Below are 23,756 nucleotides of genomic sequence, written 5' to 3'. Positions count from 1 at the left end.
AGATGCGCCAAGCCAGCATTGGCTAGGCTCTCATAGGCTAAGCGGTCATCGAACGCGCGCCAGCTCCACAAACGCGCGCAGGTAGTCGATGTCGGCATCGGCTTCGCGCACACCCAGAAAGATCTGTTTGGCGATGCCAGCCTGGCCCAGCCGGATGGCGCGCACATTCAGCTTGGCCGCGTATTCCTCCACCAGCCAGCGCGGCAAGGCCGCCACGCCGCGACCACTGGCCACCATCTGCAGCATGATGTCAGTAGTCTCGATCGGCTTGTGCCGCCTGGGGCTGATGCCGGCCGGCATGAGGAATTGCGTGTAGATATCGAGCCGGTCTATGGCCACCGGATAGGTGATCAGCACTTCATCCAGCAGCTGTTCGGGCTGCACGTACACTGCATCGCGCAAGGGATGCTCAGGCCCGACCACCAGCACCTGCTCGTAATCGAACACCGGCTCGAACAGCAGGCCACTTCGGTACAGCGGATCCGGCGTGACCAGAATATCGATGTCATAGCCGAACAGCGCGCCCAGGCCACCGAACTGGAATTTCTGCTTCACATCCACATCCACGTTCGGCCAGGCGGCCAGATAAGGCGAGACGATCTTGAGCAGCCACTGGTAGCAGGGGTGGCATTCCATGCCGATGCGCAAGGCACCGCATTCACCGCGTGCGAATTGCTTGAGGCGCTCTTCCGCGTGGCTCAGTTGCGGCACCAGCCGGTTGGCCACGGCCAGCAGATATTCACCCGCCTGAGTGGGGTGCAGGCTGCGACCCTCACGGCGCCAGATGGCCACGCCTAACTGGTCTTCCAGCTTGCGCATGGTGTGACTCAGCGCCGACTGGGTCAGATGCAAACGCTGGGCGGCCGCCGTCAGCGAGCCGTGCTGATCCACCTCACGAATGATGGCCAGATGCATGCGTTCCAGTATCGCCATATCCATCCTTGATGAAAAATATTCATTGATAGATGAAACAATACCATTTTTATTCATTTGAATAGCACTCTACGATAGCGCTACTCAAAAACCACTCAAAAAATACAAGCGAAGGAAAACAGCATGGCACACACCCATAACCTCGGCTTCCCGCGCATCGGGGCCAAGCGCGAGCTGAAGTTCGCGCTCGAATCCTATTGGAACGGGCAATCTTCGCGCGAGGAACTCAAATCAGTAGGCGCTGCATTGCGCCGCAAGCACTGGCAGGAACAGTCGGCACTGGACCTGACGCCCGTGGGCGATTTCGCCTTTTACGATCAGGTGCTGGACATGAGCTTCACGCTGGGCAACCTGCCTGAACGCGTGCGCGATTTTCATGGCGACCCGCTGGACAACTATTTCCGCGTGGCGCGCGGCCGCTCTGCGCAGCCTTCAGAAGCGCATGACCATTGCTGCCATGGCGTTGCGGCGGGCGAAATGACCAAGTGGTTCGATACCAATTACCACTATATCGTGCCCGAATTCAGCTCCAGCACCGCGTTCCAACTGGATGCCAGCCGCCTGCTGGAACAACTGGCCGAAGCGCGGGCGCCGGGCGTCAAAGCCAAGCCGGTGATCATAGGCCCGCTCACCTATCTGGCCATCGGTAAAACCAAGGATGGTTCCGAAAAGCTGACGCTGCTGGAGCGCCTGTTGCCGGTGTACGTGGAACTGCTCGCCACACTGGCCGCACAAGGCGTGGAATGGGTGCAGATCGACGAGCCCATCCTGGTGACGGAGCTGGATGCCAGCTGGCAGCAGGCGTTCACGCATGCTTATCAGGTGCTGGGCGCCAGCAAGGTCAAGCTGCTGCTGGCCACTTATTTTGGCGAACTGTGGGACAACCTGCCGCTGCTGGCCAGCCTGCCGGTGCAGGGGGTGCACATCGACGCCATCAACGCACGGCAGGAAGTGGACGCGCTGCTCGCCCAACTGCCGCCCGAGCGCGTGCTGTCGCTGGGCGTGATCAATGGCCGCAACATCTGGAAGACCGACCTGAACGCCACGCTGGACTGGCTGGAACCGCTGGCCCAGCGCCTGGGCGATCGGCTGTGGATCGCGCCATCCTGCTCTTTGCTGCATGTGCCGGTGGATCTTGATAGCGAGCAACAACTGGATGGCGAGATCAAATCCTGGCTGGCGTTCGCCAGGCAGAAACTGGAAGAGCTGCAGGTGCTGGCCAGCGCGCTGAATCAAGGCCGTGCCGCCGTGAAACAAGCGCTTGCCGCCAACCGCGCCGCCATCGAAGCACGCCGCCACTCGGCACGCGTGCACAACCAGGCCGTGAAAGCCGCCATCGCTGAAATCAACCCGCAACTGGGTGAGCGCAACAGTGCGTATACACAGCGCGCCGCCCGGCAGGCCGCCTTGCTGAAGCTGCCAAAATTCCCGACCACGACCATAGGCTCGTTCCCGCAGACCGCTGCGATCCGCCAGGCGCGTCGCCGCTTCAAGGCGGGCGAGATCGACGAAGCCACCTACAACGCCGCCATGCGCGCAGAGATCGTGCACAGCGTGCGCGAACAGGAGGCTCTGGGGCTGGATGTGCTGGTGCACGGCGAAGCCGAGCGCAACGACATGGTGGAATACTTCGGTGAACAGCTGGAGGGCTACGCCTTCAGCCAGTTCGGCTGGGTGCAATCCTACGGCTCGCGCTGCGTGAAGCCGCCCATCCTGTATGGCGACATCAGCCGCCCCAAGGCCATGACCGTGCACTGGACCCGCTTCGCACAAGCGCTCACCGACAAGCCGATGAAAGGCATGCTCACCGGCCCGGTCACCCTCCTGAACTGGTCCTTCGTGCGCGACGACCAGCCGCGCTGGGTGTCCTGTTACCAGCTGGCGCTGGCGATACGCGCCGAAGTGCTGGATCTGGAAAAGGCCGGTGTGCGCGTGATCCAGATCGACGAAGCCGCCCTGCGTGAAGGCCTGCCGCTACGCAGATCGGAATGGCAGCACTATCTGGAGTGGGCCGTCACGTCGTTCCGCATCAGCGCCAACGGCGTGGGCGACGCAACGCAGATCCACACCCACATGTGCTATTCCGAGTTCAATGACATCATAGCCGCCATCGCCGACATGGATGCCGACGTGATCACCATCGAGACTTCGCGTTCGGATATGGAACTGCTGGACGCCTTCGACCACTTCAATTACCCGAACGAGATCGGGCCGGGCGTGTACGACATCCACTCGCCCAACATCCCCAGCGAAGCGCACATCGTGCAACTGATGCAGAAAGCCGCCGAGCGCATCCCGGCCGAACGGCTGTGGGTGAACCCGGACTGCGGCCTGAAAACCCGGCAATGGCATGAAGTGATCCCTGCGCTGCGTAATATGGTGGCCGCCGCGCAGAAGTTGCGTGAAACGCTGGCGTAAACGCGAACGGAAGTGTGAAAAACAAGACCCTGATTTCAGCGCGACTAGCTAAATACTAGCGCTGAAGGCAGGGCCTTTTTCTGCAGATCGACTGTGCGATATGTGTGGATTCGACCATACCGCCAAAACAGGCAGCAACTTAGCCTAAGCCCCTGAAATTTTAGACCAGCTGCTCGAACAAGCGCCTGGTCCTCAAACCTTGCATTCGAACCGTAAATAGTCAGTAAGCCGCCTGGACTCCGCAATGTCATCGTGTGGCACCAGCAGGTAACGCCAAGGCTTGCCACCGACCGATACAGCGTATTCCGACGCATGCTTGCACCAGCTCACTGCTGCTGCAGCTTTGGCCTGCACTTCTTGGGTTTCGATGTCAGCCCGGGCTTTGGTCTCGACCATGAAAATCATGGCTTCCGTCTCGGCCACAAAGTCAGGGATATACTCCGGCTGCTCACTGCCCAACTTGTAGTAAATCTGGAACTGCCCCTTGGCGGGCTTGAACCACTTCAATGTATCCCGTTCAAGAATGACTGCAAAACGCCGCTCCGTGTCAGAGTCAAACTTCTGCAACGGATACAGACAGCGAGTAAAGCCACCAAACAGCATCTGTTTGATCTTGCCCAGCTCAGTCACGGTTTCGCGATAGTGTTGCGCCGTCTGCCCCGCGATTACAGTGTAGTTACAAGGTTTAAGTTCGGTGTAACCACGGCTGACCTGCACATCGTATCCAGCTGCATCTTCCCAGAAATGAGCCATCATCTCGACCCGAATCAATCGCGCCAGCTCTGCACCATAGGTGTCGAACACCTCGTGCAGTTCATTTTCTGAGTAATTCTGCTTTTGGTAATGAGCAACTGCCTGCCCAGCCAGGTCGTACAGCAGCTCAGCCTGTGTGAAGTAGTCGATATCATCAAAGTCGATCAGCTTCTTGACGATGTAATCCTCAAAGCGCTGCTCCTTGAGGCCTGCCTCCCGGCTCATGGTGAACTGCTCATTCGTGCGAAGTTCCTGCCCGACGATTTCACGCTGCCCCGGCTGAAAGTTGGGTAGCGCACCCAATTTGAACGGATGGAAGCCAGTAGTGACTTTGCCCGTAGGCACTACCGCTATTCGGGGAATGTCGATAGTTTGTTGCACCACGATTGCGGTGGTCCTGGATACTACTGCCGACAGATCAAAGGCAGGCGCGTTATCATCCACGTCCGCCAGCAAGTCGCCCTGGGCAGGCTTCAGCCGTTCTGCCACTTCAGCAAGAATAGCTGATTGGACTTGGGGGTTAAGCAATGCTGCGCTGGTCGGCACAAACTCGCGCTTTGCCTCGTACTGACCGATCACCGCCATCACCGCACGTGCAGCTTGAAGCTCGCGTTCCGTGGTGAACATTGGGACAAAGGATGATCTGGCCGAGCCCATGTCTGCATTTGTATGGGCACTGCTTATCGGTGGCAGATTGGTAAGCCCAAGCTGAGTCATCGCCCCGGAGCCCACCTGCACACTCACCTTTTTGTCGTCAGCACTCGGCGCCTCAAGGATTACCTGTTTCAGCCTGATCGGTGAGTCGCCCCGGTTGGCTTCGTCGATGATCTCCTGAAACTTGTCATGTGCCACGATGTTGAGCCGATCTACCGCTGCCACGCCCGTGCGCTTTCCATAAGGCAGTCGTAGACCACGCCCGATGGACTGCTCGATTAGCGTGCGCGCGTTGGCGGCGCGCAGTGGCACGATAGTGTAGAGGTTGGTCACGTCCCACCCCTCTTTGAGCATGTTGACGTGAATGACGATCTCGGTGGGTTCATCCACGCTTTCCACCGCAAGAAGGCGTGTGATCATCTCTTCTTCCTCCGCGCCGGTGCGGCTGGAGTCCACCTGGATCACCTTGCCCTGGTAACGGGCATCAAAAAAGGCTGCTGACTCCATAAGCGCCAAAAGTTGCCCGGCATGTGTGGTATCCCGCGCAATCACAAGCATGAAAGGCTTGACCACCTTGACGCCGTTTTCGCGGGCGTACGTTAGCAGCTCGACCTTGGTAGTTTCGTGCAGGCGAACACCATCCTCCAGCTTGATCTTCTCGGTCTCTTCGGCTGAATGCGCCTTGGCGTCAAAGTTGCGCTGGGTCACAGCCGCTGGCTCTTTGACGAAACCGTCTTCCATCGCTCGTGCCAGTGGGTAGTCCATCACCACGTTCTTGAAAGGCACGGGGCCACGGGATGACTCGACAAAGGGTGTTGCGGTCACCTCAAGACCAAACAGCGGCTTCAGCTCATTGATGGAGCGCACCCCGGCGCTGGCGCGGTAGCGGTGTGACTCATCCATCAGCAGCACCAGATCGTCCAGGCCGGCCAAGTGGTTGAAGTAGCTGTCGCCCAGCACCTCTTTCATCCGCTTGATACGCGGCTCCCTGCCGCCGCGCACTTCCGAGTTGATCTTGGAGATGTTGAAGATATTGATACGCACATCGTGCGCAAAACCGCCCAGTGTCGATACAGCCTGATCCTGCACAACAGCGCCCGTCTGGTCGTAGTTGTCGCCCGTGATGATCAATGGTGGTTGCTGAGCAAACTCGGCGATCCCCTTGAACACGTACTTGGAGGTGTTGCGGGTAAAGTCAGCAATCAGCTTGTTGTAGATCGTCAGGTTCGGGGCCAGCACAAAGAAGTTGTTGATGCCATGCGCCAAGTGCAAATAGGCGATGAAGGCCCCCATCAGGCGCGTTTTACCTACCCCCGTTGCCAGCGAGAAACACAGGGAGGGGAACTCGCGCTCAAAGTCTTCCAGCGTGGAAAATTCAGCCTTGAGCGTGGACAGAATGGCGGAGACATCGCGCTCGTGAGTCAGCAACTCGGGTGCAGCCTCCAGTGCCCGCAACAGACGGGAGAGCGATTCCGCCTGCGGCGACCGCAATGACAAACGGGCCGCAATGTGGTTCTGAACGCGGGCGCTCATGCTTCATCTTCCTTGTTATTGATATCAGTTATCCGAAAATTTCGGATAACTGATTCTTCCGCCAACTCACTCTCCAGCTCTTCCACCGTTGGCAGGCTTGTTGCCAAGGTTTCCGGCAGTGAGCGCACCAGTTCGTACTCGGCAATACCAATCGGCTTGTCTATGCCTGAGAGCGCATATTCGGCCACCAGCCGGTCCTGGGTTTTGCATAACAGCAGGCCGATGGTGGGTTTATCGTCTGGCGCTTTAATTTGCCGATCCACGGCGGTCAGATAAAAATTCAACTGCCCGGCGTGTTCGGGCTTGAACTCGGTGGCTTTCAGCTCCACCACCACATAGCACTTCAGGCGCGTGTGATAGAACAACAAGTCGATAAAGAACTCCTTGTCGCTTACCTCCAACCGGTATTGCTGCCCGACAAAGGCAAAGCCGCTGCCCAGTTCCAGCAGGAAGCGGGTAATGTGCCGTACCAGCGCGTTTTCGATATCGCGTTCATGCGCTTCATCACCCAAGCCGAGAAAGTCGAACAGATAGGGGTCTTTCAGCGTTTCGTGCGCCAGTTCCGAATGCGGCTTCGGCAATCGGGCCTGGAAGTTGGTGACGGCTTGACCTTGGCGTTCGTGCAGCTGGCTGCGGATATTCAGTTCCAGCGTAACGCGCGACCAGCCCTCGGCGCGGGCTTTCTCGGCGTAGTACAGCCGCAGGGAGGGGTCTTTGATCTTGTCTAGCAGCGTACACAGGTGGAACCACGGCAATTGTGCAGCAGACTGCTGCACAATTTCGACGTCCGGCCAGCTTTCCGCAAACGCCCGCATATACATCAGGTTACGCGTGGAAAACCCCTTCATCTCCGGAAAAGCGATTCGCAGGTCGCGCGCCAGCCGCTCGATCACCTTGCTGCCCCAGCCTTGTTGGGCTTGTCGTTCCAGAATGTCGCGGCCGATCTGCCAGTAAAGCCGCACCAACTCGGCGTTGGCAGCCAGCGCCGCGCGCTGCCGGGCCGCGGTCACGCGCGACTTGATGTCGGCCAGCCAGTCAGCGTAGTCCGCAGGAAACAAGGCACTCTTCTTGTTCATGCCTTACCCCCCCGCATCGCCAAACAAATCCACCGTCTGCGAAACCGCTTTTTTATTGCCCCCTTTTCCCGCCTGCGGGAGAAGGGCCGGGGGTGACGGCGGCTGCGCCAAGGGCAGGTTCGCTACATTCAGGCTGTAGTCATCGCGGCCCCACTCGCAACGGGCCAGTACCATCTTGGGAATCTTTTTCAGCGTAAGGTTAGGCCAGCGCTCGGAGGCCAAGGCTGCAGTGATGCCGTGGAAGGCGGCGCAGCAGACGAGCAAGCTCTGATCGCTACCGACTTCATCGGATAGCGCTTGCAGTTGCTCGGCCGACAGGTTTTGAGTCGTGACGTAGATGAAGTCACGCTCGCTGGAATGCCCGTGCTGCCACCATTGCACCTCGGATGGTGCATAGGTAAAGCCCTCCAACTTGGCAAGTGCCTCCGCCAACTGCGCCGCGTTGTACTCGGGATTGATGACCGGATTGCCCCAGCGATCACTGACGATCAGGCTAGGTGCGAGCTTATAGTAGCGGAAGCCACCACCACCCTGCCAGCTCACACTTTCGGTAATGCCGCCCTTGTCTTCACCATCAATCACCTTTTTAAGACGCGGGATGATATGCGTGTGGCAGTGCTCGCCCAGCTCTACCATGATCCAGCGGCGGCCCATTTTGTGCGCGACTGCCCCGGTGGTGCCGGAACCGGCGAAAGAGTCGAGTACCAAATCACCCGGCTGAGTCGCTACATGCAAAACAGTTTGGAGCAGCCTTTCTGGCTTTGGCGTTGAAAAAACTTCATGCCCGTAAAGGGCCAACATCTCCTTTGCGGCGTCTTGGTTGTGTCCAGCCAAGGTGTGCTTCCAGAGTGACATCGGCATCATTCCCTGATTGATCTCAGAAAAGAAATTTTTCAGTGCAGGGACACTATTTTTTCCTTTAGTACCCCACCATATCCGGCCCTCACGCGCGTTCTTCTCGTGCACTTCGCGCGACATTGCCCATACGCGGGTGCGTTTCGGTAAGACTTCTTCGCCTGTATTTGGTTGGCGGATTGGGTAGTACAGATTAGGACGCTCATCTACACTGTAACGACACGTATAGTCCATCGCCTTCCAAGGGCCGCGAGGGTCGTTGTCTGGATTTTTGTATCGCCCAGATTGATCTTCTGTCAGTGGGAAAAGATTTCTCCGAAAGCTTGCGCTCTTTCGGTAAACAAGGATGTGATCGTGGACATATCCAAAATCCTTGGTGTCAGGTGGTGGGGAATACCTCTTCTCCCAGGCGATGTCACAAAGAAAATTGCTGCGCCCAAAGACCTCATCGCAAATGACCTTGAGATAGTGAGCTTCATTGTCATCAATGGTGATCCAGAGCGAAGCCTCGTCTGACATCAGCCGACGAATGATCTCTAGCCGATCACGCATTAGGCCTAGCCAAATGGAGTGCTCCAAACCGTCGTCATAGTGCTCGAATGCGCTGCCGGTGTTGTAGGGAGGGTCAATAAAAACGCATTTCACTTGGCCCGAGAATTCCTGTTCCAGCGCCTTAAGCGCAAGAAGGTTGTCCCCGAAGATCAGCCGGTTATCGAAAATGTCGTTGTCAGAAAATCGGTGTGTAGCATGGAATGACCTGTGCGGGTCTTCCAGCAGGATGCGCGGCTCCAGCTTAGGCCGCTTTTCCTTGCCGATCCAAGTGAGTTCTAGTTTTTGTTTGTTGTTCATTGACGGTCTCCGCTCATCCCACTTTCTTTTTGACGGGTGCGTCAAACATTTCATGGTTGATGGGGGATTCGAGACGACCGTTATTGAGCAGCGTCAGAACTAAATCTACATTGCTTTCGTTGACCACAATGACTCCATCCTGAACGATCAGCCCCCAGTTTTTCTCTTGATTCACCTTGATAAGGTCGACCAGATACTGTGGATTTTTGTAATACCCACTTTTCTGAATGGACGATATTTTTCTCAACAGGTGAAGGTTCGCCCCGACACTTTTACGGATTGGCTCTACGTCGTTGAATACCTTTAACTGAAGGAACTCGCCGAGAACAACATCCCGGTTTTTCTCCATGCCTGCCCTGAAATTCAAGGCGTTTTCAAATTCTTTTTTATTGGTGATAAAGGTTGTTCCGTCATAGGCGAAAAAGTCGATATGGGTGTCAATGGCAAATATTTTTTTGTCTTCAAGATCGACCAGTTTTTTGTCCTCGAACAGAAAATAAGACACCGACGTGACCTTGGCCGCTTGCGTGAATTTGTTGATCTTCCGTACGCCGTACACCACGTTTTCGCCGTGTTCAAGTTTGATGACATAAGCCCATGAATTCAGCAGGTCTTCGTATTTTTCAACTTTAGGATTGGTGAGTCCTTTATCGACCTCGCCCTGAATTTTCACAAAGTCGGTTTCAGATGACTCGATAGTAAATAGCTGGTTGTCCTGGTCTGCCGTGAGGAAGTCATACGCTTCGAGCTTGTAGTCAGCCCCTTGTATCCGGTCTGTGACAGCTTTCTTGAGCTTGTTCAGCAGCTTTTTGTCGACGTCAACACGCAACACGGAATAGTGGGCCTGCTTGTGAAGATCTAGACGCCGCTTGACTAGCCATATCGTTGTTGCCCAAGGGTTGAAATCGGTTTGGCGTAGTTGGCTTATTTTGTTTTTGATCGTGGTCGCCATTATTTTTGTTCCTCAGGTTTGACACTGCTGACGAAGTAAAGGTGGCTGGATAAGCGCTCAATGATGCAGGTGTCACCCAGCTGGAATTCATGTTTAGAAATCAGCAAGCCTTGAACATCACGCTTGCCATCCTTGAACTGGCAGTCATAAAGGCCGTAGCCAGCCAGTGCCATAACGGGGTTGATGAATACGTTCTTTGTCCGGTAGGCCAACGCAAACATCAGTGCCATGAAGACGAAAAGACTCAGCAGCGTCTTCCAATCGCCAAGGTTGAAGTTGTAGAAAGAGATCATGTAGGGAATGGTGTAAGTGAACATGTCGCCTGATTTATTCGAGACCTTCGTCACTTTTACAGGCAGACCACTTTTGATCTTGTTGGCAGCCAAGAGAACAACTGCGCAAGCCAGCGAGGTCACGACGACAATCATCGCAGCCGTCACCGGGTGACTGGGGAGGTAGGTCTTGTTGTCTAAATCTTTGATGATAAAAATGAGCGCCAATGGAAAATAGGAGCTGATGAACATCAATAGTGATGGAATAAATCGCAATTTCATTGCAACGCCCATTCAACGGTGAACAGGGTCTGCTCTTGCATATCCTGCTGCAACTTAGCTTCCAACTGATTGATAAGATCATTGCGCTCAGACTCAATGGCATCTTGGCGATTGAACAGCTCGTGCCGGAGCTTCGTTCGCTTGCCTTCCAGCTCCCTTTGCTGCTTCTGCCATGACAGTTTCTCTTCCAGTGTGGGCGCACTGGCTGCCGTGCGCCGCACTTCCTTGATCTGGCGGTCGATCTCTTTGATCTCTTGCTCAATGCCCAGCTTCAGGTCGTCCGCCCATGCATCGAGCTTCTGGACTTCCTGCTCGAAGTAGCCTAGGTTGCGTTGATTGATTTCTCGAAGCACGGCGCTTGCGCGTGCCTTTAAGTCATCACTGAGAGGCGATGCCTCGGCGCAACCATAGTCGAGAGGATGCGCTCGTGCGGGTAAGCGCAGCAGCTTTTCAGGGTCGTCTTCAGCCAGCACGTGGCCGTCTGATGTGATAGCTGCCACAACCAGGCACTGCTCCTGACTGCCCAGGGCTTCAACCGACACTAACTTCAAAGTTAACAAGCCGGTTTTGCCACGATACGGCTTAAGGGTGCTGACTTGGGCGCCGTGTGCATCGTAATCAAAAACAAGCCGCGTGCCGGCAAGCTCACGGCTCCTGGCTTGCGTTGTTACCCACTCTGCAAGGGGGTGGCCGATCCTATAGAGGTGTGCATCGCCAGAGCGGCGAGGCAACTCATAGCGCCCCAGCTCAACCATGCCCAGACTGCTTGCTGGCAGGTGCTTAAGCACGAACCCATCGTCGTCAAAAAGGGCATAATCCGCCAGTTCGGCTCGCGTCAGGGCTAACAGCATGTGTTCGTATTTGCTGCGTGCGGCGCGGCTGTCTTCCGCCCGGATGCGCAATTTGTCTTGTACTTCTTCGTCGAAGTTTTCCAGCAGAATTTGCCGCGTCTTGACCATGGCCTCGTTGATCTCGCCAGAAAGGTCGCGCTGCAACTGCTCGAAGCTGGCCTTGATTTCCTCGGGGTCTCGGCAGTGCTGGTAGATATCTGCAATGCGCCGCTCGAAATCCACACCGGAGCCAATGGCCCCAAGCACTTCGTCACTGGCACCAAACACGCCTTCAAACAACTGGAATTTTTGATCCAGCAGTTCGTAGACTCTGGCGTCAGCTTCATTGCTGCGGTCCACGAAGTTGACTACCACCACATCGAACTTCTGCCCGTAACGATGGCAACGGCCGATGCGCTGCTCGATGCGCTGCGGGTTCCATGGCAGGTCGTAGTTGATGACCAGCGAGCAAAACTGCAGGTTGATGCCCTCGGCCCCCGCTTCGGTGGCGATCATCACTGTACCGCGCTCTTTGAAGTGCTCGACCAGTGCGGCACGTGTGTCGGCGGTTTTGGAGCCAGTGATGCGATCTGTTCCCTCATGGCGCTTGAGCCAGTCTTTGTAGACAGCTTGTGCTCGGCTATCGCTATTGGTGCCGTTGAACAGGACAATGCCCTCTCCGTAAGGCGTACCCGCCAGGAGAGAAAGCAGATATTCCTGCGTGCGCTTGGACTCGGTGAAGATGATGGCTTTTTTGGCCGCCCCAAGACGCTCCAGCTCTGCGAATGCTCTATCTAGCGCGGTCAGCAATGCTTTGCCCTTGGCATTGTCGCGAATATTAGTCGCTAAGGCCTTGAAGTGCCTTAATTCGGCGATTTCATGCGCGATTGCGTCTCGTTGGCTGTCGAGAGATGTTGCGTTGTTTTTTTCCTGCTCATTCGATTCGTCAGCGCGCTCTTCTTCGGTTTGGTCGAGTGACTCATAGTCATCATCAAATACTTCCACAAGATCAGGAATATCGGCAGACTCGTCGAGTTCGCCTTGAAGCCGCTTGGCCATGGTCTCCAGCGCACCCGCAATTGCGTGGGTAGATGAGGCCAGCAACTTCCATAGCACCAGAGAGATCAGTTGCCGTTGCCCCTCTGGGAGCGCTTTGAGATTAGGCCGCCGCAGATACTCTGCGACAAGGTTGGATAGTTCCCGCTCCTCGGTGGATGGAGTGAACTCTTCAACGATGGCCCGCCTTGCTGTGTAAGGCACGTACTGCTGAACCTGGCGGCGCAACGTGCGTTTACACACAGTGGCGAGGCGGCTTCTAAGCGCGGTGAAAGCCTGTTCCCTAGGCTGCGCCGTGAACTGCGAGCGAAAGCTGTCAATGTCACCAAAGACGCGGTCATCGATCATGCTGACCAGACCGTAAAGCTCCAGCAGCGAGTTTTGCAGCGGTGTTGCAGTCAACAGCACTTTTGAATGCACGTGGGCTAGAGCATCTTTCAGCGTCTTGGCGATCACGTTGCTGGTTTTGTAGACGTTGCGTAACCGATGCGCCTCGTCGAGCACCACCAAATCCCAATCGATGGCCTTGATGTCGTCTGCTTTCGACTTCGCAAACTGGTACGAGCAGATGACTGGACCCGATGCCATCAGGAATGGATTCTGACGCTCCTGCTTGCGTATGGCGTTGTAGTTCTTGGCCTCCAGAATCAGGCCCTGCAGATTGAATTTGTCCTGAAGCTCCTGATGCCATTGCTTGCGCAAGTTGGCGGGTACGATGATCAGAATACGGCGGCGACGTTCGGCCCAGCGCTGCGAGATCACTAACCCGGCTTCGATGGTTTTCCCGAGCCCGACTTCATCCGCCAGAATGACCCCTCGCGAGAGCGGATTGGCGCAGGCGAACAGGGCTGCTTCAACTTGGTGCGGATTGAGGTCAACCTGAGAGTCAACCAGGGTGGATGCAAGGGACTCCACACTGTCGCCCGCTGCGCGCCGGGTCAGCAGCCACGCGTAGTACATGCTTTGTTGTGGAGTGAGGAGCTGCTGTGTCATCAAACTGGAGTTTTCAAGCCATCGGGTTTAATTAAAATTTAGACTCAAATTTCTAATCGCTTTCGAAACGACAAGTTGAACATATCACAACTAGATAATTAGCTCATCAGAATGAGGGGGTTCTCGCTGCAGTCACTCTTCGATGTCCGGCCAGATCGTTGGCATGGCTGATCTCGGTAAACCTTTCGAACTTCATTAACCCAGCTACTGCATCCGCCTGGTCATAGCCATGCTCCAGCATCAGCCAGCCACCCGCTACCAGGTGGTGCGGCGCTTGCGCGACAATATGGCGGATGTCATCCAGGCCGTCGGCCCCGGAGGCGAGCGCGCTCATGGGCTCAAAGCGCAGATCGCCTTGTGTGAGATGCGGGTCACCGGCGGCGATGTAAGGCGGGTTGCTGACGATAAGATGGAATCGCGCGCGGTCAGGCGCACCTTCTGGCTGGCTGTTCAGCGCGCTGAACCAGTCGCTTTGCAACAGCCGCACATTGGCAAGACCGAGCTGCAGGGCGTTGTGCTGGGCTACGTTGAGTGCGGCGGCGGAAGCATCGACAGCGGTGACCTGCACCTGCGGGCGCTGCTGCGCGATAGCAAGTGCGATGGCGCCGGTGCCGGTGCCGAGGTCCAGTACCTGAAAGCCCTGAGCCTGGCAGCCTTGCTGCAGGTCATCAGGCTTGAGCAAAGGTGTTGCCGGGATCTTTGCCAGCGCGGCTTCGACCAGCGTTTCGGTATCCGTGCGCGGGATCAGCGTATCGGCCGTGACGCGCAGCGCCAAACCGTAGAACTCACGCTGCTCAAGGATATAGGCGATGGGTTCACCGGCCAGTCGGCGCTGCAGCAGCGCGTCGAACGCGGCCTGCTGGGGGGCGGTGAGTGCTTCCTGATCATGGCTGATCAGCCAGGCATGACTGACGCCCGCCAACACGGCGGAGAGCAGCATACGCGCCTCATTACGCGCTTCACGGCTATCAAGAAGTAGCACGTCGGCCAGTTGTTGATGGGCGGCACGCAACAGCTGCTGTATGGAGGCCATGGCGGTCAAGGACGCAGATTGCGCCACAGCACAACAACGATGATCAGGTTGAGCTGCAACAGCGCCAGCACCAGCCAGGAAGGCTGACGCAGCAGCTCGATCACTTCCAGCGGCAGGTAGACCGCAGCACTGGCCAGGCCCAGCCATTTGGCCCAGCGCTTGCCGAACCAGAGTCCGTAGGCCTCGGCCCAGCGCAGCGCGACATAGACCAGCCCGCCTGTGGCGATCATGAGCATGCGCGGCTGGGTGAAATCGTGCGCCAGTTCCAGCAGGAAACGAGGCGTGTGTTTGGCGGGGTTGAGGTGCAAGTGCAACATGACCTGTTCCAGCGCCATCTGCCAGTCGGTATCCAAGTGGCTGAACAGGGCGATGGCCGTGAGCAGGATCAGCAAACCGCGACCAAAGGCCAGCAGCGCGATGGCGCGCAAGCTGGCTGGTGTACTTTCTGGTGTACTTACGGCGCCACTTTTCACACTTGCTGGCTTGATCGCCATGCGGGTTCCCGGTTGTTCTAGTGCTGGTTGGCTTGCGACTGGTTCACTCAGCCTGCTTACATTCTGGCGGCTGATCACTCAGCCTGCCCAACTTGAATCAGGCTTAAATTAGCCTTGCCTGAATTAGCTTAGCCTGATTATCCGTATTTGATTAACCAAACTTAATTATCTTCGCCCAGCGTGGCCAGCAGGTCGGCCTGGTGCTCCGCCGCCAGCGCGCCGATGAGTTCGTCCATATCGCCCTCGGTGATGGCGTCGATCTTGTACAGCGTGAGGTTGATGCGGTGGTCGGTGATGCGGCCCTGCGGGTAATTGTAGGTGCGGATGCGTTCGGAGCGGTCGCCCGAACCGATCAGCGATTTACGCTCGGAGGCGATCTTGGACTGCTGCTCGTCTACCTGCTTGGCCTTGATACGCGCGGCCAGCACCTGCATGGCCTGCGCTTTGTTGGAATGCTGGCTGCGGCCATCCTGACACTCGACCACCAGGCCGGTAGGGAAATGGGTGATACGCACGGCGGAGTCAGTCTTGTTGATGTGCTGACCACCCGCGCCAGAGGCACGGAAGGTGTCGATACGGATATCCGTCGGGTTGATCACCACATCACTCACCTCATCGGCTTCCGGCAGGATGGCCACGGTACACGCGGAGGTGTGGATGCGGCCCTGGGTCTCGGTCTCCGGTACGCGCTGCACGCGGTGGCCACCCGATTCGAACTTGAGTCTGGAGTAAGCACCGAAGCCCTCTATCTTGGCGATGACTTCTTTATAGCCGCCCACTTCGGATTCGCTGGCCGACACCACTTCCACCTTCCAGCGTTGACGCTCGGCATAGCGGCTGTACATGCGGAACAGGTCACCGGCGAACAGCGCCGATTCATCACCACCCGTACCGGCGCGGATCTCCAGGAAGATGTTGCGCTCGTCGTTGGGGTCCTTGGGGAGCAGCAGTTTTTGCAGCTGCAGAGCGATCTCCTCCTGACGCGCCTTGGCGGCTTCGATCTCTTCCTGTGCGAAGGCTTTCATCTCCGGGTCGGACAACATCGCCTCGGCTTCACGCAGGTCGGCCTGGCAGCGCTCGTAAGCACGGTATTGCTCGACGATGGGGGTGATCTCGGCGTGTTCACGCGTGAGCTTGCGGTAGCCGTCCATGTCGTTGGTGGCGCCTTCACTGGACAGCAGGCGGTTCAATTCGTCTAGGCGCTCGCTCAAGGAGGCGAGCTTTCTGAGCATTGAAGGTTTCATAGGGCGGGTTTCATTCGGCTTGTTTCTTGGTGTTGAGTCACTCAGCGGCAGGTTGCGGGCGACAGGCCGCGGTTAATTGTCCAGCTGGTACAGCTGTCGCAGCAGCGTATCCAGTTGCGCGTGGTCATGCCCGTGCTGCTGGTTGAGCGCATGACTGGGGCCATGCAGCAGTTTGTTGGTGAGCGCATTACTGAGCGCGTCGAGGACGGCGGCCGGGTCTTCGCCACGCGCCAGCATGCGCTGGGCTTTTTCCAGCTCGTTCTGGCGCATGCGCTCGGCCTGGTCACGCAGCGCGCGTATGGTGGGCACGGCCTCGCGGTTCTTCAGCCAGTGCATGAAATGGTCGACACGGGCGGCGATGATGGTCTCGGCCTCGGCGGCGGCTTCCTGCCGACTGCCCAGACCCTGTTGCACCACTTGCGCCAGGTCATCCACGGTATACAGGAACACGTCATCCAGCGCCGCGGCTTCGGCTTCCACATCGCGCGGCACCGCCAGGTCGACGATGAACATGGGTTTGTGTTTACGTGCCTTGATGGCGCGCTCCACCATGCCCAAACCGATGATGGGTAACTGGCTGGCGGTACAGGTGACCACGATATCGAATTCGGCCAGCCGGTCCGGCAGATCCATGAGCAGCATGGCCGCCCCGCCGATCTTCTCGGCCAGCGCCTGACCGCGTTCCAGCGTGCGGTTGGCCACCACCATGGCGGCCGGTTTCTGCGCAGCAAAATGGTCGGCACACAGGGCGATCATCTCGCCCGCGCCCACGAACACCACCTTGCGACCGGCCAGGTTGCCAAAGATTTTCTGCGCCAGCTTGACCGCTGCGGCGGCCATGGACACCGAATTGGCGCCGATCTCGGTGGTGGTACGCACTTCCTTGGCCACGGCGAAGGTGCGCTGGAACAGCTTGTGCAGCAAGGTGCCCAGCGTGCCTGCATCTTCGGCGATACGCACCGCCTGTTTCATCTGCCCCAGGATCTGCGGCTCGCCCAGCACCATGGAATCCAGCCCGGCGGCCACGCGGAAGGCGTGCTTGACCGCGTCCTGCTGTGGCAATGTGTAGGTGTAAGGCTGGATGTTCTGCGGATTGAGCTGGTGATATTGCGCCAGCCAGGCCAGCGCGCGTTGCGGGTCGTCGGTGTTGCAATACAGTTCGGTGCGGTTGCAGGTGGACAGGATCGCCGCCTCGCTCACGCCGAAACCCGCGCCCGGCGCGGTCAGCGCACGCAGGGCGGGGCCCAGATGCTCGTGCTGAAAGGCGACATGTTCGCGGATGGAAAGCGGAGCGGTGGTGTGGTTAACCCCGACGGTGAATAATTGCATGGGCGTGATTTTCCAGCATCAGACGGGCATAAGCAACAATTTCAGCCGCTTAGGCTGTATCTGTCGCGCAGATTGCGGTTAAAATAGGGTCTTTTCGCGCAACCGAAGTTAAAAACAACATGGCCAAACAATTCCGCATCGCCCCTAGCATCCTTTCCGCCAACTTTGCCAAGCTGGGCCAGGAGATCACCGATGTGATCACTTCCGGCACCGACATCGTGCACTTTGACGTCATGGACAACCACTACGTTCCCAACCTGACCATAGGCCCGCTGGTGTGCGAAGCGATCCGCCCGGTCACCGATGCCATCATCGACGTGCATCTGATGGTGAAGCCGGTGGACCGCATCATCCCGGATTTTGCCAAGGCCGGTGCCAACATCATCACCTTCCACCCGGAAGCGTCCGACCATATCGACCGCAGCCTGTCGCTGGTGCGTGAGCACGGCTGTAAATCCGGCCTGGTGTTCAACCCGGCCACGCCGCTGGATTACCTGGATTACGTCATGGACAAGGTGGACATGATCCTGCTGATGTCGGTGAACCCTGGCTTCGGCGGCCAGAAGTTCATTCCAGGCACGCTGGACAAGCTGCGTCAGGCCCGTGCCCGTATCGATGCCTACACCGAAAAGACCGGCCGCGAGATCTGGCTGGAGATCGACGGTGGCGTGAACCCACAAAACATCGCCGAGATCGCCCGTGCGGGTGCCGACACCTTCGTGGCTGGCTCTGCCGTGTTCGGCAAGGCCAGAGACACCGACCCTAACCGCTACAACACCGTGGTCGGCGAACTGCGCGCCGCACTGGCGACGGTTTAAGGCCTGTAACCATGACATTTCCTATCCTGAGCTGGCGATGGTGGCACTGATCTAGCCACTGGCCCGGTTTGTCCGGGCATCGTCATCGTCTGTACTCAGGATTAGGGGATTTTCATGTTGCACACTATCAATCAAGCGGAATTCGACGCCCTCGCCAGTGAGGGTTATAACCGGATCCCGCTGGTGGTCGAAACCTACGCGGATCTCGACACACCACTTTCGCTTTACCTCAAACTCGCCAATCAGCCGTATTCCTATCTGCTGGAATCGGTGCAGGGTGGCGAACGCTTCGGCCGTTATTCCATCATCGGTTTGCCCGCCAGCACCCGCATCGTCGCGCGTGGCCGCTCGGTTGAGGTCATCCGCAACGGGCAGGTCATCGAACAGGCCGCGGACGTCAATCCGCTGGATTTCGTACAGGCGTTTCAGCGCCGCTTCAAAACGCCACCTTATGCTGGCCTGCCACGCTTCACTGGCGGCCTGGCCGGTTACTTCGGCTATGAGACCGTAGGCTATATCGAGCGCCGCTTGGCCGAGGTGAGCAAACCCGATGCCCTGGGTGTGCCGGACGTGCTGCTGATGGTGTCCGAGCAACTGGCCGTGGTGGACAACCTGTCGGGCAAACTGTATTTCATCGTGTATGCCGACCCGGCGGAGGCCAACGCCTACACGCAGGCCCGCCAGCGCCTGAGCGAACTGCTGCAACTGCTGCGTACGCCCGCCAGCATCCCGTCAGCCCGCCCGCTGCCTGCCAGCAGCGCCAGCTCCGAATTCGGCGAAGCTGGTTTCAAGGCAGCGGTGGAGCAGGCCAAACGCTATATCTTCGATGGCGACATCATGCAGGTGGTGCTGAGTCAGCGCATGTCGCAGCCCTTCGCCGCGCCGCCGCTTTCCTTGTACCGTGCGCTGCGCAGCCTCAACCCCTCGCCCTATATGTTTTATTACGACATGGGCGATCACCATGTGGTGGGCGCTTCGCCGGAGATCCTGGTGCGTCTGGAACATGACATGGTGACCGCACGTCCCATCGCCGGTACACGGCCACGCGGCAAGACGCGCGAACAGGATATTGCGCTGGCCGAAGAGCTATTGGCAGACCCCAAAGAGCGTGCCGAACACGTGCAGCTGATGGACCTCGGCCGCAACGATGTGGGCCGCGTGGCGCAGACCGGCACGGTCAAGGTCACCGACAGCATGGTCATCGAGCGCTATTCGCATGTGATGCACATCGTCTCCAATGTGGAAGGCAAGCTGAAGCCGGGCATGGATGCCATCGACGTGCTCAAAGCCACCTTCCCGGCCGGCACCGTGAGCGGCGCCCCCAAGGTGCGCGCCATGGAGATCATCGCCGAACTGGAGCCCAGCAAGCGCGGCATCTACGCGGGCGCGGTGGGTTATCTGGGCTTCAATGGCGACATGGACGTGGCCATCGCCATCCGCACCGGCGTCATCAAGGACAACACCCTGTATGTGCAGGCCGGGGCTGGCATCGTGGCTGACTCGGTAGCGGACAGCGAATGGATGGAAACGCAGAACAAGGCCCGCGCCGTGCTGCGTGCTGCCGAGCTGGTGCTGGCCGGCCTCGATACCGATTGCGAAGGAGAGTAAGCGTGTTATTGATGATAGATAATTACGACTCCTTCACCTACAACCTGGTGCAATACCTGGGTGAGCTGGGGCAGGACGTGCAGGTGTACCGCAACGACGAGATCGACCTGGCCACCGTGGCCAGGCTGAAGCCACGCCATATCGTCATTTCACCCGGCCCGTGCACACCTAACGAAGCCGGCATCTCGGTGCCGCTGATCCACGAATTCGCAGGCAAGATCCCCTTGCTGGGCGTGTGCCTGGGCCATCAGAGCATAGGCCAGGCTTTTGGCGGCCGTATCATCCACGCCAAGCAGCTCATGCACGGCAAGACGTCGCAGATCCACCACCACAATGTCGGCGTGTTCCGCGACCTGCCCAACCCGTACACCGCCACGCGCTATCACTCGCTGGTGATCGAGCGCGAGACCATCCCGGACTGTCTTGAGATCACCGCGTGGACAGACGATGGAGAGATCATGGGCGTGCGCCACAAGACGCTGCCCATCGAAGGCGTGCAGTTCCATCCGGAATCCATCCTCACCGAGCATGGCCATGCCCTGCTGGACAACTTCCTGAAGGCGTACTGACATGGCCGACATCAAGGCGGCACTGACCCGGCTACTGGCGCGCGAGAACCTCACGCACGCCGAGATGCATGCGCTGATGCAGGACGTGATGACAGGCGCGCTGACCCCGGCACAGATCGCCGGTCTGCTGGTCGGCCTGCGCATGAAGGGCGAGACCGTTGAGGAGATCAGCGCAGCTGCGCAGGTGATGCGCGAGCTGTCCACCAAGGTCGCCATCCAGGACACGACCCATCTGGTTGACACCTGCGGCACCGGCGGTGACGGCATCCAGACCTTCAATGTCTCCACCCTGAGCGCCTTTGTGGCCGCTGCAGCAGGCGCCAAGGTGGCCAAGCATGGTGGCCGCTCGGTGTCTTCCACCTGCGGCAGCGCCGACGTGCTGGAAGCGCTGGGCGTCAATGTCAACCTGAGCCCGCAGCAGGTAGCACAAAGCGTGGACAGCATAGGCATAGGCTTCATGTTCGCGCCCAACCACCATAGCGCCATGAAACATGCCTCGCCGGTGCGCCGCGAACTGGGCATACGCACACTGTTCAATCTGCTGGGCCCGATGACCAACCCGGCGGGTGCACGCCGTCAACTGATGGGGGTGTTCCACCGCGACCTGACCGGCCTGCTGGCCCGTGTGCTGCAGCAACTGGGCAGCGAGCATGTGCTGGTGGTGCACGGCGCGGACGGCATGGACGAGATCTCCTTCTCTGGCGATACCTGGGTAGCCGAGCTCAAGCACGGTCAGGTGCAGGAATATGTGGTGAATCCGCAACAGTTCGGCCTGCCGCTGCATCCACTGGCCAGCATCCAGGTGGCCGATGCGGCCGCTTCGCGTGACATCATCCTGTCGGTGCTGGCAGGCCACACCGGCCCGGCACGCGACATCGTGCTGCTGAATGCAGGCGCGGCTATCTATGTGGCGGGTGTGGCCCGCGACATGCAGGCCGGCATCGCAGAGGCCGCACGCATGCTGGACAGCGGTCTCGCGCTAGACAAGTTACATGCGCTGCAGGCCTTGAGTAACAGCGCATGATGCGCCTGCTGCTGATCCTGGTGATGGCCGTGATCTTCACGGTCAACCGTCACAATGCCAGCAGCGCACCAGATCAGTGGCAGCAAGATGGCGTCAGCGCTATTGCACAAGCCTATGCTAAGCAGTGCAGCAAGTTAAAAGTGCAAGCGGAAGGCGTGTTCAGCTCATGTGCTTGATGCAAAGACAGCAGCTCCGTTATTACGAAAGAACCTCATGTCGGACATACTGAACAAGATCATCGAAACCAAACGCGTCGAGATCGCCGCGGCACAAGCGCTCATGCCCGTGGACGAACTGCGCCAATTGGCGCATGACGCACCGGAGGCCCGTAATTTTGCCGGCAGCCTGCACAGCAAGCTGCTGGCCGGCAAGCCCGCCGTGATCGCCGAGATCAAAAAGGCCAGCCCATCCAAAGGCGTGATCCGCGAAGACTTCCGTCCGGCCGAGATCGCACGCAGCTACGCCAACGCCGGGGCCGCCTGCCTGTCGGTGCTAACCGATGCGCAATACTTCCAGGGCTCGGCAGACTATCTGAAGCAGGCACGCGCCGCCTGCAAGCTGCCGGTACTGCGCAAGGACTTCATGATCGACGCTTATCAGGTGTATGAAGCGCGCGCCATGGGGGCAGACTGCATCCTGCTGATCGTGGCGGCGCTGAGCCTGCCGCAGATGCAGGAGCTGGAAGACATCGCCAATGACCTGGGCATGGCCGTGCTGGTGGAGTCGCACAACGCCGAGGAACTGGAACTGGCACTGCAGCTGGAAACGCCCCTGATCGGCATCAACAATCGTAATCTGCGCACTTTCGAGGTCAGCCTGCAAACCACACTGGACCTGCTGCCCATGATCCCTGACGACCGCTGTGTGATCACCGAATCCGGCATCTTCACGCCTGAAGACGTGGCACTGATGCGCGAGCATGACGTGCAGACTTTCCTGGTCGGCGAAGCCTTCATGCGCCAGCCTGACCCGGGCATGGCGCTGAACGCCGTGTTTGGCTAAGCTGGTGACATCCTCACCGCCTCTTTGACCGCCATCCTGATTGCCTCTGAACGCCACGCCAAGATTGCTACTATGACTTCGAGGAACGCACCATGACCCAGTTCATCGCCCGCCGCCCGCGCCGCATGCGCCGTGACGATTTCTCGCGCCGCCTGATGCGCGAGCATCGCCTGTCCGTGGATGACCTGATCTATCCGGTATTCGTGCTGGAAGGCGAGGGCCAGACCGAGGCCGTAGCTTCCATGCCTGGCGTGCAGCGCCAGAGCATTGATGTGCTACTGAACACAGCAGCGGAATGCGTCGCGCTGGGCATTCCTGCACTGGCGCTGTTCCCGGTGGTGCCCGCCCGATACAAGAGTCTGGACGCCGCCGAAGCCTGGAACCCGGACGGCCTGGTGCCACGCACGGTACGCGCCCTGAAAGCCGCCTTCCCGGAACTGGGGGTGATCACCGATGTGGCGCTGGACCCCTACACCACACACGGTCAGGACGGGCTAATCGCCGACAGTGGCTATGTGATGAACGACGAGACCGTGGAAGCACTGGTACAGCAGGCCTTATGCCATGCGGAAGCCGGTGCGGACGTGGTCGCCCCGTCCGACATGATGGATGGCCGTATCGGTGCCATCCGCGATGCACTGGAAGAAAGCGCTTACATCCACACGCGCATTTTGGCCTATTCGGCCAAATATGCCTCGGCGTTCTACGGCCCGTTCCGCGATGCGGTGGGCTCGGCGGCGAACCTGGGCAAAGGCAATAAATACACTTACCAGATGGACCCGGCCAACAGTGACGAGGCGCTGCAGGAAGTGGCGCTGGATCTGGAAGAAGGCGCAGACATGGTGATGGTCAAGCCTGGCATGCCTTATCTGGACATCGTGCGCCGCGTAAAGGACGAATTCGGCGTACCGACCTATGCCTATCAGGTCAGCGGTGAATATGCCATGCTGAAAGCCGCCGTGCAGAACGGCTGGCTGGACGAACAAAGCTGTGTGATGGAAGCCTTGCTGGCCTTCAAGCGCGCCGGTGCCGACGGCATCCTCACTTACTTCGCCATGGACGTCGCACGCTGGCTGCAGCATAAGTGAATTTAAGCAGCGAAAAGCCGACCTGAACATAGACTGGCGATGGGTAGGCTGTGAGTGCCTAGCCAAGGATGCCACTAGCCGCCGGAAACTA

Annotated in this window: 19 protein-coding genes; 8 read left to right on the top strand and 11 right to left on the bottom strand. The window is 58.4% G+C overall.

All coding sequences use genetic code 11. The features are described from left to right. Positions 1-45: 45 nt before the first annotated feature. Entirely contained in the window at positions 46-927 is an 882-nt protein-coding gene (locus tag ED236_RS04375) for a LysR family transcriptional regulator (RefSeq protein WP_205125646.1), read from the bottom strand. 129 nt (positions 928-1,056) lie between these two features. On the opposite strand from ED236_RS04375, the gene metE reads away from it, so the two are divergent. Next, positions 1,057-3,351: a 5-methyltetrahydropteroyltriglutamate--homocysteine S-methyltransferase gene (gene metE, locus ED236_RS04370; RefSeq protein WP_123236752.1), complete on the top strand. Its 2,295-nt coding sequence runs from the start codon at positions 1,057-1,059 to the stop codon at positions 3,349-3,351. Positions 3,352-3,543: 192 nt separating this feature from the next. Here metE and ED236_RS04365 read toward each other — a convergent pair whose 3' ends face one another. The 10 genes from ED236_RS04365 to hemA all read right to left on the bottom strand — a co-directional run bounded on the left by ED236_RS04365 (position 3,544) and on the right by hemA (position 17,556). Then, positions 3,544-6,291: a DEAD/DEAH box helicase family protein gene (locus ED236_RS04365; RefSeq protein WP_123236751.1), complete on the bottom strand. Its 2,748-nt coding sequence runs from the start codon at positions 6,289-6,291 to the stop codon at positions 3,544-3,546. Further along, positions 6,288-7,367: a PDDEXK nuclease domain-containing protein gene (locus ED236_RS04360; protein ID WP_123236750.1), complete on the bottom strand. Its 1,080-nt coding sequence runs from the start codon at positions 7,365-7,367 to the stop codon at positions 6,288-6,290. The genes ED236_RS04365 and ED236_RS04360 overlap by 4 nt, the downstream gene beginning before the upstream one ends. A gap of 3 nt (positions 7,368-7,370) precedes the next feature. After that, positions 7,371-9,071 carry a site-specific DNA-methyltransferase gene (locus ED236_RS04355; protein ID WP_123236749.1) on the bottom strand — a complete coding sequence of 567 codons (1,701 nt, stop codon included), beginning with the start codon at positions 9,069-9,071 and terminating at the stop codon, positions 7,371-7,373. 13 nt (positions 9,072-9,084) lie between these two features. Then, positions 9,085-10,023 (bottom strand): Kiwa anti-phage protein KwaB-like domain-containing protein, encoded by a 939-nt coding sequence (locus ED236_RS04350; protein WP_123236748.1) that lies wholly within the window; start codon positions 10,021-10,023, stop codon positions 9,085-9,087. Then, a complete protein-coding gene (locus ED236_RS04345) occupies positions 10,023-10,577 on the bottom strand; it encodes a hypothetical protein (protein ID WP_148042245.1) in 555 nt (184 codons plus the stop codon). The genes ED236_RS04350 and ED236_RS04345 overlap by 1 nt, the downstream gene beginning before the upstream one ends. Beyond that, the gene (locus ED236_RS04340) at positions 10,574-13,456 is read right to left on the bottom strand and encodes an SNF2-related protein (RefSeq protein WP_193726062.1); all 2,883 of its coding nucleotides are present in this window, start codon (positions 13,454-13,456) and stop codon (positions 10,574-10,576) included. Before ED236_RS04340 ends, ED236_RS04345 begins: the two co-directional genes overlap by 4 nt. Positions 13,457-13,562: 106 nt before the next feature. Then, complete coding sequence (gene prmC / locus ED236_RS04335; protein ID WP_123237101.1) at positions 13,563-14,489, bottom strand: peptide chain release factor N(5)-glutamine methyltransferase; 927 nt, start codon at positions 14,487-14,489, stop codon at positions 13,563-13,565. 5 nt (positions 14,490-14,494) lie between these two features. Beyond that, on the bottom strand, positions 14,495-14,983 hold the full coding sequence (locus tag ED236_RS04330) for a DUF2127 domain-containing protein (protein ID WP_123236745.1): 489 nt from the start codon (positions 14,981-14,983) through the stop codon (positions 14,495-14,497). 161 nt (positions 14,984-15,144) lie between these two features. Beyond that, positions 15,145-16,227, bottom strand: a complete 1,083-nt coding sequence (prfA, locus tag ED236_RS04325; protein ID WP_123236744.1) for a peptide chain release factor 1 — start codon at positions 16,225-16,227, stop codon at positions 15,145-15,147. A gap of 72 nt (positions 16,228-16,299) precedes the next feature. After that, positions 16,300-17,556: a glutamyl-tRNA reductase gene (gene hemA / locus ED236_RS04320; RefSeq protein ID WP_123236743.1), complete on the bottom strand. Its 1,257-nt coding sequence runs from the start codon at positions 17,554-17,556 to the stop codon at positions 16,300-16,302. A gap of 119 nt (positions 17,557-17,675) precedes the next feature. On the opposite strand from hemA, the gene rpe reads away from it, so the two are divergent. The 7 genes from rpe (at position 17,676) to hemB (ending at position 23,665) form a co-directional block, all read left to right on the top strand. Further along, on the top strand, positions 17,676-18,374 hold the full coding sequence (gene rpe, locus ED236_RS04315) for a ribulose-phosphate 3-epimerase (RefSeq protein WP_123236742.1): 699 nt from the start codon (positions 17,676-17,678) through the stop codon (positions 18,372-18,374). Positions 18,375-18,488: 114 nt separating this feature from the next. Then, positions 18,489-19,982, top strand: coding sequence for an anthranilate synthase component I (trpE, locus tag ED236_RS04310; RefSeq protein ID WP_123236741.1), 1,494 nt, complete (start codon positions 18,489-18,491; stop codon positions 19,980-19,982). A gap of 2 nt (positions 19,983-19,984) precedes the next feature. Next, a complete protein-coding gene (locus tag ED236_RS04305) occupies positions 19,985-20,551 on the top strand; it encodes an aminodeoxychorismate/anthranilate synthase component II (RefSeq protein ID WP_123236740.1) in 567 nt (188 codons plus the stop codon). A gap of 1 nt (position 20,552) precedes the next feature. Beyond that, a complete protein-coding gene (gene trpD, locus ED236_RS04300; protein ID WP_123236739.1) occupies positions 20,553-21,575 on the top strand; it encodes an anthranilate phosphoribosyltransferase in 1,023 nt (340 codons plus the stop codon). Continuing rightward, a complete protein-coding gene (locus ED236_RS04295) occupies positions 21,575-21,751 on the top strand; it encodes a hypothetical protein (protein WP_162299579.1) in 177 nt (58 codons plus the stop codon). The genes trpD and ED236_RS04295 overlap by 1 nt, the downstream gene beginning before the upstream one ends. Before the next feature lie 37 nt (positions 21,752-21,788). After that, on the top strand, positions 21,789-22,577 hold the full coding sequence (gene trpC / locus ED236_RS04290) for an indole-3-glycerol phosphate synthase TrpC (RefSeq protein ID WP_123236737.1): 789 nt from the start codon (positions 21,789-21,791) through the stop codon (positions 22,575-22,577). Between the two features lie 92 nt (positions 22,578-22,669). Beyond that, positions 22,670-23,665 carry a porphobilinogen synthase gene (gene hemB / locus ED236_RS04285; protein WP_123236736.1) on the top strand — a complete coding sequence of 332 codons (996 nt, stop codon included), beginning with the start codon at positions 22,670-22,672 and terminating at the stop codon, positions 23,663-23,665. Positions 23,666-23,756: the final 91 nt, after the last annotated feature.

The sequence above is a fragment of the Pseudomethylobacillus aquaticus genome (genome assembly GCF_003730115.1).
Lineage (GTDB): Bacteria > Pseudomonadota > Gammaproteobacteria > Burkholderiales > Methylophilaceae > Pseudomethylobacillus > Pseudomethylobacillus aquaticus.
The sequence above is the reverse complement of the archived record's forward strand: the minus strand, read 5'-3'. Positions and strand labels throughout refer to the sequence as shown.